Source organism: Actinomadura sp. 7K534, from assembly GCF_004348575.1.
In the GTDB taxonomy this organism is placed as follows: domain Bacteria; phylum Actinomycetota; class Actinomycetes; order Streptosporangiales; family Streptosporangiaceae; genus Spirillospora; species Spirillospora livida.
This window is the reverse complement of the sequence record NZ_SMKB01000189.1, coordinates 1-14,103: the sequence shown is the minus strand read 5'-3', so window position 1 is coordinate 14,103 and position 14,103 is coordinate 1. Positions and strand designations below refer to the sequence as shown.

Genomic DNA, 14,103 nt, shown 5'->3' with positions numbered 1-14,103 from the left:
GGGTGGTTATGGGGGATGGAGTTTGGTCAGGGGGCCGGCTCGGATTTCTCGGAGGAAGGGGTCCGTGTCGTCTTGCCATTGGGTCGGTGTGCGGACTACCGGGTGGACGGGGAGGCCCAGTCGGGCGGCGGCCTCCTGGGCGGCGTCGTGGGCGATGGTGCGGGGGACGTTTCCGACGACCAGTACCTCGACGTCTGTGGGCTGATCGCCTGGGGTGCCTTCGTAGCGCGCCGCCCAGGGGCCGAACAGGTAGACGGCGTTCATGGAGGACAGGCGGCCGAACTCTTCCGCCACCACAGCCGCTGGGCCGAACGTCAGCATCAGGAGGCGGGTCAGGGGTTCGTACAGGGGGCTTTCGGTGTTCCGGACGACCAGGCGGCCGGCAAGGGTGCGGCGGAAGGTGAGGAGGTCTGCGCGGGCCAGCCGTTCCACCTCGCGCATCACTGATGCGAGGTCCACGCGGAGCATCACGGCCAGGTCGAGCATCGACATCTCGCGCTCCGGGCCGAGGAGGAGGCGTGCGAGGAGTTCGCCTTGCAGGTTCGAGCGGAAGATCGGGAGGCGGGCGGGGGCGCGGGCTCGTACGTCACGCAGGAATGCCTCGGTCACCTTCTCTGCTTCCGTCGCGGCGCGGACGCGGCGTCTCGTGGGCTCGGCCGCCGAACCGATTGCATTCGATCGCATGTTCGAATGCTATGAGGCGGGTACGACGGATCCCGGCGTCATCACAGGTTGTGGATAAGTCGCGGTGGAGCCCGGCCGGGTTCCGTCGGCTGCGCCGCGTTGCCACCGCCTGGCGGCATGCGGAAGGGCCCGCACCGGTCGGTACCGGTGCGGGCCCTTCTGCTGCGGACGTCAGTCCTTGTTGAAGTTGACCGCGCCCTCGATGGGCGGCGGGCTGTCGGGGACGGTGTCCGGCTTCGGGACGCCCTTGAAGGTGAACTTGGCGGTCTCCGCCGTGCCCTCCTTGTTCTCGGGGTCGAAGCCCTCGGTGCCCACGATCACGATCTGGCCGGGCTTGAGCTCGCTGAACAGGATCTTCTCGGACAGGCTGTCCTCGATCTCCCGCTGGATCGTGCGGCGCAGCGGCCGGGCCCCGAGGACGGGGTCGTAGCCCTTCAGCGCCAGCAGGTCCTTGGCCTCCTGCCGCAGCTCGATGCCCATGTCGCGGTCGCGCAGCCGCTCGTCCACCTTGGCGATCATCAGGTCGACGATCTGGATGATCTCCCGCGGGGTGAGCTGGTGGAACACCACGGTGTCGTCGACGCGGTTGAGGAACTCGGGACGGAAGTGCTGCTTGAGCTCCTCCGACACCTTGGCCTTCATCCGCTCGTACGAGCCCTGCTCGTCGTTCTGACGGGCGAAGCCCATCGACACGCCCTTGGAGATGTCCTTGGACCCGAGGTTGGTCGTCATGATGATGACGGTGTTCTTGAAGTCCACGACACGGCCCTGCGCGTCGGTCAGGCGGCCGTCCTCCAGGATCTGCAGCAGCGAGTTGAAGATGTCCTGGTGGGCCTTCTCGATCTCGTCGAAGAGCACGACCGAGAACGGCTTGCGGCGCACCTTCTCCGTCAGCTGGCCGCCCTCCTCGTACCCGACGTAGCCGGGCGGGGAGCCGAACAGCCGCGAGACGGTGTGCTTCTCCATGAACTCGGACATGTCGAGCTGGATCAGCGCGTCCTCGTCGCCGAACAGGAACTCCGCCAGCGTCTTGGACAGCTCGGTCTTGCCGACACCGGACGGGCCGGCGAAGATGAACGAGCCGCCGGGGCGCTTGGGGTCCTTCAGGCCGGCGCGGGTACGCCGGATCGACTGGGACAGCGCCTTTATGGCGTCCTCCTGGCCGATGACCCGCTTGTGGAGCTCGTCCTCCATGTTCAGGAGGCGCGTGCTCTCCTCCTCGGTCAGCTTGAAGACCGGGATGCCGGTGGCGGTGGCGAGGACCTCGGCGATCAGCTCGTCGGTGACCTCGGCGACGACGTCCATGTCGCCGGCCTTCCACTCCTTCTCCCGCTGCGCCTTCTGGCCGAGCAGCTGCTTCTCAGAGTCGCGGAGCGCGGCGGCCTTCTCGAAGTCCTGCGCGTCGATCGCGGACTCCTTGTCGCGCCGGACGTCGGCGATCTTCTCGTCGTACTCGCGCAGGTCCGGCGGAGCGGTCATCCGGCGGATGCGCATCCGGGAGCCGGCCTCGTCGATGAGGTCGATCGCCTTGTCGGGCAGGAACCGGTCGCTGATGTAGCGGTCGGCGAGCTGCGCCGCGGCGACCAGCGCGCTGTCGGTGATCGACACGCGGTGGTGCGCCTCGTAGCGGTCCCGCAGGCCCTTGAGGATCTCGATCGTGTGCGACAGCGACGGCTCGGCGACCTGGATCGGCTGGAAGCGCCGCTCCAGCGCGGCGTCCTTCTCCAGGTGCTTGCGGTACTCGTCCAGCGTGGTCGCACCGATGGTCTGCAGCTCGCCGCGGGCCAGCATCGGCTTGAGGATGCTGGCGGCGTCGATCGCGCCCTCGGCCGCGCCCGCGCCGACCAGGGTGTGCAGCTCGTCGATGAACAGGATGATGTCGCCGCGGGTGCGGATCTCCTTGAGGACCTTCTTCAGGCGCTCTTCGAAGTCACCGCGGTACCGGGAGCCGGCGACAAGGGCACCCAGGTCGAGGGTGTAAAGCTGCTTGTCCTTCAGCGTCTCGGGCACCTCGCCCTTGACGATCTTCTGCGCGAGGCCCTCGACGACGGCGGTCTTGCCGACGCCGGGCTCGCCCACGAGGACGGGGTTGTTCTTGGTGCGGCGGGACAGCACCTGCATGACCCGCTCGATCTCCTTGTCCCGCCCGATGACCGGGTCGAGCTTGCCCTCACGTGCGGCCTGGGTCAGGTTGCGGCCGAACTGGTCGAGCACAAGGGAGGTGGACGGAGCCGACTCCGAGGGACCGCCGGAGGCGGCCGGCTCCTTGCCCTGGTAACCGTGCAGCAACTGGATGACCTGCTGGCGCACACGGTTCAGGTCGGCGCCGAGCTTCACCAGGACCTGGGCGGCGACGCCCTCGCCCTCACGGATCAATCCCAGCAGGATGTGCTCGGTGCCGATGTAGTTGTGGCCGAGCTGCAGCGCCTCGCGCAGTGACAGCTCAAGGACCTTCTTGGCACGCGGAGTGAACGGGATGTGGCCCGACGGCGCCTGCTGACCCTGGCCGATGATCTCTTCGACCTGCTGGCGCACCGCTTCAAGGCTTATCCCCAGGCTCTCCAGAGCCTTGGCAGCGACACCCTCACCCTCGTGGATCAGACCCAGGAGGATGTGCTCGGTGCCGATGTAGTTGTGGTTGAGCATCCTGGCTTCTTCCTGAGCCAGGACGACAACGCGCCGCGCGCGGTCGGTGAACCTCTCGAACATCTCGTCGCTCCTCACAGAGCGGTTGGGCAGAGTCCGGAACGTCCGGAACTGTCCTTCCGCATGCTAGCCCGCCCCGAGGAGGCCACCCGGTGCACTCCCACCAGGAGACGTTCCCCAGCTATGCGCTGTTCAGTCTCATCCAACTACCGCATCGGTGCGTCATGTTCCCGCTACGCCCCAAGCGAACGGGGGCTTTTCGCAGGTAGGCCAAGGCGCGGGCCGAGAGTGCCGAATGGGGGTGGTGTTCCACCCGCGCGCCCTGTTTACCGCGCGGCGCCGATCGCGAACCGTCCATCCGCTACGCCGAAAGCGAACGGAGGACGGAGGCGAGCCACCGGCCCCTCGGGACGGACTCCGGGGCAACGCGAAGCCGCGATGAACATGCGTCAGACGACTCGGTGCCCGAGAGAACTCGGCCGGGCGGAAGTCCGCGCCCGGCCGGAAGGGGAACGGCCGGGCGGAGAAGGGCCGCCGGCGGGCGCTAACGGCCGTCGGAAGCGAACGGCCCGCCTCGCGTGAACGAAGACGGGCCGTCGGCTGTTGAACCGGGTCAGTTGGCCGCCTCGTACTGCTCGATCACATGGGCCGGGATCCTGCCGCGCTCATTGACCTTGATGCCATTGTTCTTGGCCCAGGCGCGGATCTCGGCACTGCGCTCGCGGCTGGACGCACCGCGCTGCCGGCGCTTGCGCGTGGAACTTCCCGCCTTGCGTGACTTCTCCACGAACGGCCGAAGAGAATCCCGCAGCTTCGCCGCGTTGGCGTCACTCAGGTCGATCTCGTAGGAGGCGCCGTCGATCGAGAACGCTACGGTCTCGTCCGCCTCGCCACCGTCGAGGTCGTCGACGAGAAGCACCTGAACCTTCTGTGCCATGGGGACAGACCCTTTCGGCTTGAGCAAACTTCATTCGGTCGCCAAAGATATCCGAGAAGTCGAGTGATGACAATTCAGGGCCGCGCCCTTGAACCGGTACTCCGCGGGAAGTCCCGTTGCACGTGACCGGGCGTAATCGGCGCCTCATGTTTCCGTACGTCCGGGGTGCGGCGGCAGGGCACGCCGACGGGGCGGCGTGATTTTTTTCGCGCCGCAGGGAGCTCCGATGCGGTTTTCGGGCGAGGCCGCCGCCGCGGCGCACCTCGCTGACCTGGGAGGGTGGTCGCGCATTGGCCCTGGTTTGCGGGCCTTCCGGCATTCGGACGCGCCCGCCGGCCGCGGAGTGCGTACCGGCGTAAAAGGCCCTGCCGCCGACCTTAACAGCCCCCGCACCCCCGGACGGTCTCCTCCGATTAAACCTGACGTAACGACACTAACCACGCCGACGTCGATATGCGCGGGTGCCTCCGCTCCCCGGGACAGCCGGTGATCAACGCCCTCACCGGCCTATGTGGACGGATAACCACTGACCCGCCGGAGGCGAAAATCAGTTGCGGCCGCCATCGCGAGGGAAGTCCCCATCTGCGGGCCGCGGCCGGAAGCCGCCCGGAGTCTCCCATCCCCAAAAACGGGAGATTGCTGCACAATCCCGCCACCGGACCGTGCATCTTCCCGCCTGCGCCAAGCCCGGCTCCGGCCTGCGGCGGCCCGCTCGGGCCCCGAGGGGCGCGAGAACTAAAGGCCCCTTCCTGGTGAGACCCGATCCCATCCGGGAGTAACTCTCAGCACTATCCGGCCGGGGCCCCGGCCGGAAGGCCAACGGGTTCCGGATGCACATCTCAAAGCGGAGGGCACGTCCGGGAAGAGACACATCCCGCGGCGATTCGGGGCCGTAACCGGAACCACCTGGCATTGGCCGTCCGCCCCGGCGGCGGACCGAAACAAGCCGGGCGACTCCACGAAACCCGTCCCGCACGGACACGGCGCTCTCATCCCGCCGTGAGGACGGGACGAGAGCGCCGTGCATCAACGCCCGGTGCGCGACCGAGGACGCCTGAGAGGGCCTCAGAAGGCCGACGAATCAGTGGGCGGCCGTTTTACCACGACCGTCCCCGCGAGCCTGTCATGGAGGGCTTGACGGCTGTCGCCCTCGAAGAGCAGCCCGGCGTTCGCGACCCAGAAGATGCCCGCCAGTAGGCCGAGAACGGGAATCGGGCGTGCCGCGATCGGCAGCGAATAGACCGCGGCTCGCAGAACGGCACGCGGAACCCCCAATGGGCCTCCGCCGCCGGCTTCCCCGGTTGGGCGTTCGTCACCCGCGGGGAGGGTCACTACTACCTCAATGCCCGCGAAGCGCTTGCCTAGGGTCCGCCCCCAGAGCGCGAGTTGGATCGACTCGTACAGGAGCATGCATCCGGCCACGGCCGGTGGAGCGATGACGTCCAGCGCGGGGCCGGACGCCAGTGCTCGGACGACGATGATTACGGGCAGGCCGACTATCAAGGTGTCGACAACGCGCGCCAAGAGGCGCTGCCCCGGCTCAGCGAGCGGTGCCCCCGCCATCGCTGCTTATTCCGCGTACTCGTCGTACTCGGCGTAGCCGCCCCGCTCGTCGATGACGAGCGTCCCGGCGAACCGGTCGTGGAGGGCCTGATGCATGGGCTGGTCCCAGATGGCCCACAGGTAGGCCATCAGCGCGCCCGCCCAGACCAGCACCATTCCGTACGCCGCGTAGTCCCACACCATCACGGCCAGGGCGAGGAAGAAGAAAACGCCGATCTGGTAGACCACGTGGATGATTCCAGCGCGCCATACGGCTTGCGTCGTGGTCAGGGGTTCGCCCGCTGGGCGCACCTGGACGACCCCAAGGTGCATGATGCGCTTCCCAAGCGTCCGTCCTGACATGGCGAGCTGGACGGCCTCGTACAGGAACGGAAGGACCGACAGGACGGCGAAGAGGGTGAAGATGATGGGCCAGTTCCAGATGCCCCCCTCGTCCTCCGTCTGGCTGCCCGGCTTGCCGAGGCCGAGCACACCGATCGTCACGGGAAGGACGAGGGCGAAACCGAAGACCGCGACGAGCGCGTTGTCGATGAGCCTGGCGCCCGCACGCCGCATGATCGGGGCCAGGACCATCTCGCCGCCGTGGGCATCCCCGTAGTGGGCGTCACCGTACTGGTCGTAGGACGCCTCGTACGTCTCGTTGTACGCCGGCTGCCCTCCCCACTGCTGCTGGGGCTGCTGCCATTGCTGCTGCTGCGGTTGCTGCCGCCGCTGGGGCTGCCCCTGGGGACCTTGGTACGGGGGCGGCGGACCGTAGGAACCGTGCCCTTGAGGCGGCTGCTGGCGTCGCCGCCCGCGGTAGGGGGAATCGCTCATTGGGTCAGTCCTCCAGGCGAAGCAACATGCGGGTGTTGCCCAACGTATTGGGCTTGACCCGATCGAGGTCCAAGAACTCTGCCACGCCTTCGTCGTAGGAGCGGAGAAGCTCCTCGTACACCTCTGGCGACACCGGCGTCCCAAGGATCTGCTGGAAGCCGTGGCGCGCGAAGAACTCCACCTCGAAGGTAAGACAGAACACCCTCCGCACGCCGAGTTCCCGCGCCGTCTCCAAGAGGCGGGAGACGATGCGGTTCCCGATTCCGCGTCCGCCGTAGCCTTTGTCCACCGCCACCGAGCGGACCTCGGCGAGGTCCTCCCACATCACGTGCAGGGCGCCGCAGGCTATGACCGGGCCCGGGCTCCCGTCCCGGACGTCCTCGGCGACCCAGAACTCCTGGACGTCCTCGTACAGCTTCACCGTGCTCTTCTGCAGCAGGCGCCGTCCCGACTGGGCGTACAGATCGACCAGCCTGCGGATCTCCTGAACGTCGGCGGTACGGGCACGCCGGATCTCGAACTCCACAAACAGGCGAGATTATCCAACGCGCACCTGGCCACAGGTACGGCTCCCCTCGTAGAAGCGCCTGCAGAAGGGCCCGCACCGGACGAGTGACTAGATAAAAGCGACTAGGTAAGCGTCGGCGCCCGGAGAGAAAGTGACTCATAGCACAGCGGCATGCCGGGGCGGAACCCCTCCAGCGCCGCCAACGCTCCCGGCGACCTGGGATTTCGCTTGTTCTAGTTGGCATCCAATGCCGGTTCCGTTAGTGTCCCGCTGACGTCGGCCCATCGCACGACGGCGGCCGGCCCCCGCTCCGCGCTTCCGCGGACGGCGACTCCCGCCCCGACCCATCGTCGATTCGGTAGGCGGACGAGGAGAGGAGAATCCGTGGAGCCCCCGCGCCCCGCTCTCTTTTCACGATCTGCACGCTCCCCCCGTTCGGCGTCCCCCCGTACGACGTCTCCCGGTGCGGCAACGCACGACCGGGCGGCACCGCGCCGCGGCAGGGCCCGTCTCGGCTTCAGGACGGCGACCGTGGCCGGCGCGCTCCTCGCCGTCACGGCCGCGCCCGTCTCGTTCGCGCCGGGCACCCTCCCCGCCGCCCACGCCGATCCGGAGCCGTCCACCAGCGAACTCCGTTCCAAGGCGTTCGAGCTCGCCGACGAGTTGGAGAAGCTGACCGAGCAGTACAACGGGCTGAAGGTCAAGCTCGCGCAATCCGAGCGCGCCGCCAAGGTCGCCGCCGCCAACGCCAAGCGGCAGGAGAAGTCGCTGCAGGCCGTCCGGGAGAAGGTCAGCACGCTGGCCGCCACCAGCTACATGCAGGGCGGCACCGACCCCACGGTCTCGTTCGTCGCCTCCCAGGACCCGCAGGCCGTCCTCGACCAGGCCGCCACCCTCAGCTACTTCGCCAAGCAGGACAGCACCAAGGTCCTCGGCCTGATGCAGGCCATGCAGGCCGCCGAGCGCGCCCGCAAGTCCGCCGAGTCCCGCGCCAAGCAGGTCAAGGAGCTGCGCACGCAGCTCGAGGACCAGCGCAAGAAGGTCACCGCGACCTACGAGAAGGTCCGCGGCAAGCTCGTCAAGCGGGACCCGACGCAGCTCGCCAAGCTGCCCGTCGTCGGCAACGGCAAGGCCGCCCAGGCGCTGCGGGCCGCGATGTCCAAGATCGGGCGCCCGTACGTGTGGGGCGCCGCCGGGCCGAGCAGCTTCGACTGCTCCGGCCTCACCATGTGGGCCTACAAGCAGGTCGGCATCAACCTGCCGCACTACACCGGCAGCCAGTGGACCGCGGGCACGCACGTGGACCGGAGCCAGCTCCAGCCGGGCGACCTCGTGTTCTTCTACTCCGACCTGCACCACATGGGGATGTACGTCGGTGACGGCAAGATGCTGCACGCGCCCCGCACCGGCGACGTCGTGAAGATCGCCCCGATGGCCGGCCGCCCCTACGCGGGCGCCGTCCGAGTCGCCTGACCGAGCCGCCCGGCCCCGGTGACGTCCAGCGCGGACATCCTTCGCGGAACAACTGGCGGATGGACCGTGGGCGGGTCTCCGAACGCCGTCCGCGGCGACGCCACCTGCAGGGACCTACCTGTCAGTGCGCCGGCGCCGCCGCTGCGGGGTCGGACGGGTTCAGCTCGACTCGCCACCTGGTTTCCTGGTGACGCTCGCCGTCCCCTGGCGAGCGTCAGGGGGGTCACCCCTAGATGAGCTGCCTTCGAGCCGCCCACACCACGGCCTCGATAGGGGTGTTGACCTCCAGCCGGTCGCAGATGGTCCGCAACCGGCGCCGCAAGGTCCGCGCGCTCAGCTCCAGCTTGCGTGCCGCCACATCGGCGGTGACACCGGTGGCGATCTGGGCGAGCAACCGGATCTCCTCTTCGCTCAGCCCGAAATCGTCGGTGCCACGACGTGCGAGTGTGGCTGTTTCCACTCCGTCCTCCCTCGTCCGTGGTGATGACCGCGGGGATGCAGCCGGTCCGCTGCACAGGCACGGGTTGGGCCTCGATCTGTACACGCGTTGGGTTGCCGGGTCCGGAGGCGTCCGGACTAGATCATCGGTTTCCTTTGCTGTCTCACGAGCTTGGCCGGAGGTGGCCGCCTGGCCGATTGCGGGGTCGTTCGGGGGAACTCCGGGTGACGATTCACTCGTTGGCCGGCCGAGGGGGTCGGGATGAGATCGCCAGCCATCCGCACCCGCCCCTTCTCGTCGGACCCGCCAGATCTCGCCGCGGACGAAGATCGTGAATCGTTTCAAGCTACGCTTCGGCTCGGAACGCTAGGCGGCCGGATCCGGCCCGTCAAGCGCCGATTCGATGCACTGCGTACACGATTGGCCGCGATGTGTGACCGGCGCTTCGCCGGCGCGCCACGAATAACGCCACTACCTGGGGAAACCCCCCTGGAGCGGGACGAGGAGCGAGTTGCCACAGACCAGTATTCGGGAGGTCGCGAAACGCGCCGGCGTCTCAGTTGGGACCGTTTCGAATGTCCTAAACCGGCCAGATCTCGTGGCCGAAGCGACCCGTGACCGAGTTCGCGCCGCGATCGAGGAGCTGGGATTCGTCCGGAACGAGTCCGCCAGGCGGCTCCGCAGAGGTCCCGAGCGCACCGCCGGCGAGTTCGGCGACCAACCCCGCCGCGCCTTCGGCGTCGTCGTCGAGGACCTCACCAACCCGTACGCGACGGACGTCGCGCGGGGGGCCGAGGCGGCGCTCAACGCGTCCGGCCACGACGCCCTCTGGCTCTCCAGCGACTACTCCGCCGCCAAGGAGCGGCGCTCCCTCGAACTGCTGGAGGAGCAGCGCGCCGCGGGCGTCCTGATCATCCCCGTCGACCTGTCCGCCCGCGACATCTCCGGGCTGCGCGCGGCGGGCATGAGCGTGGTGCTGATCGACCGGCACACGCCCGACGTCTGCTCCGCCCAGGTCGACCACGTCGCGGGCGGGGAGATCGCCGCCGCGCACCTGCTCGGCATCGGCCGCGAGCGGATCGCCTTCGTCACCGGCGTGCCCGAGCCGGAACCGTGCGTCGAGCGCCGCGACGGCGCGTCCCGCACGATCACCGAGGCGGGCTCCGCGAAGCCCGCGACGCTGATCCAGGACGCGATGAGCCCCACCGAGGGCCAGGCCGCCGCGCACCAGCTCCTGGAGCTGTCGCCGCGTCCCGACGGCGTGTTCTGCGCCAACGACCTGCTGGCCATCGGGCTGATCAACGAGCTCACCCGCCTCGGCATCCGCGTCCCGGAGGACATCGCCGTCATCGGCTACGACGACATCGAGCTCGCCGCGAGCGCCGCCGTGCCGCTGACCACCATCCGGCAGCCGCGCCGGGAGCTCGGCTGGGAGGCCGCCGAACTCGCCATGGCGGAGCTGAGGGAGGGCAAGTCCCACCAGCACCGCCAGGTCGTGCTCCGGCCCGAGCTCGTGATCCGGGAAAGCGCTTAGCAGACCGCGCCGCCGGGGCGCGGACGGCGCCCCAGGCCGCTCACTGCTCCGGCTTGACCAGCGGGAACAGGATCGTCTCGCGGATGCCCTTGCCGGTGAACGCCATGATCATCCGGTCGATCCCGGCGCCCATCCCGCCCGTGGGCGGCATCGCGTACTCCAGGGCGCGCAGGAAGTCCTCGTCGAGCTGCATCGCCTCCGGGTCCCCGCCCGCGGCGAGCAGCGACTGCTCGGTGAGCCGGCGGCGCTGCTCGATCGGGTCGACCAGCTCGGAGTAGGCGGTGCCGAGCTCCGTCCCGAAACCGATGAGGTCCCACTTCTCGGTGAGCAGGGGCTCCTCGCGGTGCTGGCGGGTCAGCGGGGACGTCTCGACCGGGAAGTCCATGACGAACGTCGGCTGGACGAGGGTGTGCTCGATCAGCTCCTCGAACACCTCCTGGACGAGCTTGCCCTGGCCCCACTTGGGGTCCCAGGAGACGCCCCTGGCGTCCGCGAGCTTCCGGACGTCCTCGATGGGCGTGTGCGGGGTGATCTCCTCGCCGAGCGCCTCCGACACCGACCCGTACAGCGTGATCCGCGGCCACTCCGCCAGGCCGAGGTCGACCTCGGTGCCGTCGTGGACGACGACGGTCGTGCCGAGGGCCGCGACGACCGCGTTCTGGTACATCCGCTGGGTCAGGTCGGCCATGTCGTTGTAGTCGAGGTAGGTCCCGTAGGCCTCGAGCATCGTGAACTCGGGGTTGTGGGTGGAGTCCGCGCCTTCGTTGCGGAAGTTCCGGTTGACCTCGAAGACCTTCTCGATGCCGCCGACGACGAGCCGCTTCAGGTACAGCTCGATCGCGATGCGGAGGTAGAGGTCCATGTCGTAGGCGTTGATGTGCGTCTTGAACGGACGCGCCGCCGCGCCGCCGTGGATCGGCTGCAGCATCGGCGTCTCGACCTCGAGGTAGCCCTCGTCGTGCCAGAAGTCCCGGACGGCGCGGACGGTGGCGCTGCGGAGCCGCGCCATCTTCCGGGCCTCGTCGTTGACGATGAGGTCGACGTAGCGCTGCCTGACCCGCGCCTCCGGGTCGGTCAGCCCGGCGTGCTTCTCGGGCAGCGGGCGCAGGCACTTCGAAGTGATCGCGAACCGGTCCGCCATGATCGACAGCTCGCCGCGGCGGGACGTGATGACCTCGCCCTCGACGCCGATGTGGTCGCCGAGGTCGACGTCCCGCTTCCATGCGTCGAGCCGCTCCTGCCCGACCTTGGCCAGCGACAGCATGATCTGGATCTCGCCCGCGCCGTCCCGGACGGTGGCGAAGCACAGCTTGCCGGTGTTGCGCAGCAGCATGACGCGCCCGGTGACGCCGACCTTCTCGCCCGTCTCGGTGCCCGGCTCCAGATCCGGGTGTTTCGCGCGGATCTCGGCGGTCGTCGCCGTCCGCGGGAAGGTCACCGGGTAGGGGTCGATCCCGCTCTCGCGGAGCCGGTCGAGCTTCTCCCGGCGCACGCGCATCTGCTCCGGGAGCTCGTCGAAGGTCTCGTCACTCACCCGGTAAGGCTATCCAGCCCGCCGGACGCGCCGCGAACGGCTTCCGCCGCTACGGGGTGTTGCGCTCGTAGATCAGGCGGAGGCCGATGAGGGTGAGCCACGGCTCGAACACGTCGATGCTGCGGGACTCCTCCAGGACGAGGGGCGCGAGACCGCCGGTGGCGATGATCGTGACCTCCTCGGGGTCGTCGGCGAGCTCCTCGGACATGCGCTCCACGATGCCGTCCACCTGGCCGGCGAACCCGAAGATTATGCCGGACTGCAGCGCCTCGACGGTGTTCTTGGCGATCACGCTCCGCGGCCTGACCAGCTCGATCTTGTGCAGCTGGGCCCCGCGCGACGACAGTGCGTCTATTGAGATCTCTATGCCGGGGGCGATCGCGCCGCCGACGTACTCGCCCTTGGCGGAGACGGCGTCGAAGGTGGTGGCGGTGCCGAAGTCGACGACGAGCGCGGGCCCGCCGTGGGTGTGCACGGCGGCCAGCGCGTTCACGATGCGGTCGGCGCCGACCTCCTTGGGGTTGTCCATCCGGACGGGGACGCCGGTCTTGACGCCCGGCTCCACGATCACGGCGGGCACGTCGCCGTAGTAGCGGCGGCACATCTCCCGCATCTCGTGCAGGACGGACGGGACCGTGGAGCACAGCGCGATGCCGCTGATGTCGGTCTCGGCGAGCAGCGGGCTCTGCTGGACGAGGCCCTGCAGGACGACCGCGATCTCGTCGGCCGTGCGCCGCGGATCGGTGTTGATCCGCCAGTGCTCGATCACCTCGTCGCCCTCGAAGAGGCCGAGGACGGTCTGGGTGTTACCGACGTCTATGGTGAGCAGCATCAGGTCCCCGCTGGTCAGGTGAAGTCAAGGCCGATGTCGAAGACGGGCGCCGAGTGCGTCAGCGCGCCGACGGCAAGGTAGTCCACCCCGGTCACGGCGACGTCTCGGGCCCGGTCCAGGGTAAGGCCACCGCTCGCCTCGACCTCAGCCCGCCCCGCGACGAGCCGCACCGCCTCGGCCATCTGGGCGTCCGTCATGTTGTCGAGCAGGATGCTCGTCGCGCCGGCGGCGAGGGCCTCCTCCACCTGGGCGAGGGTGTCGCACTCCACCTGGACGTGCAGGGACGGGTACACGGCGCGGATGGCCTCGTACGCCTTGGTGACGCTTCCGGCCGCGGCGACGTGGTTGTCCTTGATGAGGGCGGCGTCGTACAGGCCCATCCGGTGGTTGACGCCTCCGCCGCACTTCACGGCGTACTTCTGGAGGGCGCGCAGGCCGGGCAGCGTCTTGCGGGTGTCGCGGACCTTGGCCTTCGTGCCGTCGATGGCGTCTGCCCATCTGCGGGTGGCGGTCGCGATGCCGGACAGGTGGGTGAGCAGGTTCAGCGCCGTCCGTTCCGCGCGCAGGACGGCCCTGGTTTGCCCGCTGACGGAGATCAGGACCTGCCCGGGCACTACGCGCTCCCCGTCCGATGCACGCGTCTCGTAGGCCACGTCAAGGGCCTCGAAGACGACGCAGGCGACCGGGACGCCCGCGACGACGCCGTCCTGGCGGGCGGTGAGGTTCCCGGTGGCGGTGTCGTCCGGTCCGAAGATCGGCATGCTGGTGACGTCGACTTCGCCGTCCTCGGCCAGCGCCGCGTGGACGAGGTTATCCACAGCTTGTGGATCGAGCCCGGCGTCGCTGAGCCTCTGCGAGAGTTCCGGTGTCATGAGCGCTTTCCTTCCAGAGGTTCATAGCGGGTCGTCAGAACGTTCCCGACCAGCCGCGTCACGAGGTGGCCGCGCCACGTGCCGTCCGCGCACTCGGGGAAGTCCTCCCGCCAGTGGCTCCCCCGCGTCTCCGCGCGCCGCCCCGCCGCGGCCACGATCGCGGACGCCACGGTGTGCAGGTTGGTGACCTCCCAAGCCGCCACCCCGGGCTCCGCACGCGCATCCTGCCCCAGCCCGTCCAGCTCACGGGCCGCCCGCGCCAACC

General features: G+C 68.9%; 12 protein-coding genes and 1 pseudogene. 2 read left to right on the top strand and 11 right to left on the bottom strand.

What is annotated here, in order from left to right; all coding sequences use genetic code 11:
• Nucleotides 1–6 precede the first annotated feature (6 nt).
• From E1266_RS28005 to E1266_RS27980, 6 genes are all read right to left on the bottom strand, one after another.
• Complete coding sequence (locus tag E1266_RS28005; protein ID WP_132052057.1) at nucleotides 7–684, bottom strand: ArsR family transcriptional regulator; 678 nt, start codon at nucleotides 682–684, stop codon at nucleotides 7–9.
• A gap of 171 nt (nucleotides 685–855) precedes the next feature.
• A complete protein-coding gene (locus E1266_RS28000; RefSeq protein WP_132052055.1) occupies nucleotides 856–3,393 on the bottom strand; it encodes an ATP-dependent Clp protease ATP-binding subunit in 2,538 nt (845 codons plus the stop codon).
• Nucleotides 3,394–3,943: 550 nt separating this feature from the next.
• On the bottom strand, nucleotides 3,944–4,267 hold the full coding sequence (locus E1266_RS27995; RefSeq protein ID WP_132052054.1) for an Lsr2 family protein: 324 nt from the start codon (nucleotides 4,265–4,267) through the stop codon (nucleotides 3,944–3,946).
• A 1,065-nt stretch (nucleotides 4,268–5,332) separates the two neighbouring features.
• Complete coding sequence (locus tag E1266_RS27990) at nucleotides 5,333–5,830, bottom strand: RDD family protein (protein WP_132052052.1); 498 nt, start codon at nucleotides 5,828–5,830, stop codon at nucleotides 5,333–5,335.
• Nucleotides 5,831–5,836: 6 nt separating this feature from the next.
• Nucleotides 5,837–6,646: an RDD family protein gene (locus tag E1266_RS27985; RefSeq protein WP_132052050.1), complete on the bottom strand. Its 810-nt coding sequence runs from the start codon at nucleotides 6,644–6,646 to the stop codon at nucleotides 5,837–5,839.
• Between the two features lie 4 nt (nucleotides 6,647–6,650).
• A complete protein-coding gene (locus tag E1266_RS27980; protein WP_132052048.1) occupies nucleotides 6,651–7,172 on the bottom strand; it encodes an amino-acid N-acetyltransferase in 522 nt (173 codons plus the stop codon).
• Nucleotides 7,173–7,685: 513 nt separating this feature from the next.
• On the opposite strand from E1266_RS27980, the gene E1266_RS27975 reads away from it, so the two are divergent.
• On the top strand, nucleotides 7,686–8,627 hold the full coding sequence (locus tag E1266_RS27975; protein WP_132052046.1) for an NlpC/P60 family protein: 942 nt from the start codon (nucleotides 7,686–7,688) through the stop codon (nucleotides 8,625–8,627).
• 229 nt (nucleotides 8,628–8,856) lie between these two features.
• Here the strand turns inward: E1266_RS27975 and E1266_RS27970 are convergent, their stop codons facing one another.
• A complete protein-coding gene (locus E1266_RS27970) occupies nucleotides 8,857–9,087 on the bottom strand; it encodes a LuxR C-terminal-related transcriptional regulator (protein WP_131984035.1) in 231 nt (76 codons plus the stop codon).
• 490 nt (nucleotides 9,088–9,577) lie between these two features.
• Here E1266_RS27970 and E1266_RS27965 point away from each other — a divergent pair, with 490 nt between their 5' ends.
• On the top strand, nucleotides 9,578–10,600 hold the full coding sequence (locus E1266_RS27965; protein WP_132052044.1) for a LacI family DNA-binding transcriptional regulator: 1,023 nt from the start codon (nucleotides 9,578–9,580) through the stop codon (nucleotides 10,598–10,600).
• A 40-nt stretch (nucleotides 10,601–10,640) separates the two neighbouring features.
• Here the strand turns inward: E1266_RS27965 and lysX are convergent, their stop codons facing one another.
• The 4 genes and pseudogenes from lysX to E1266_RS27945 form a co-directional block, all read right to left on the bottom strand.
• Nucleotides 10,641–12,134 carry a bifunctional lysylphosphatidylglycerol synthetase/lysine--tRNA ligase LysX gene (gene lysX / locus E1266_RS27960; protein ID WP_132052042.1) on the bottom strand — a complete coding sequence of 498 codons (1,494 nt, stop codon included), beginning with the start codon at nucleotides 12,132–12,134 and terminating at the stop codon, nucleotides 10,641–10,643.
• A 49-nt stretch (nucleotides 12,135–12,183) separates the two neighbouring features.
• The gene (locus tag E1266_RS27955) at nucleotides 12,184–12,966 is read right to left on the bottom strand and encodes a type III pantothenate kinase (protein WP_131984045.1); all 783 of its coding nucleotides are present in this window, start codon (nucleotides 12,964–12,966) and stop codon (nucleotides 12,184–12,186) included.
• 14 nt (nucleotides 12,967–12,980) lie between these two features.
• Entirely contained in the window at nucleotides 12,981–13,838 is an 858-nt protein-coding gene (gene nadC / locus E1266_RS27950) for a carboxylating nicotinate-nucleotide diphosphorylase (RefSeq protein WP_132052040.1), read from the bottom strand.
• Nucleotides 13,835–14,103, bottom strand: a pseudogene (locus E1266_RS27945) (L-aspartate oxidase); the annotation flags it as partial. The pseudogene E1266_RS27945 and the gene nadC, both read right to left, overlap by 4 nt.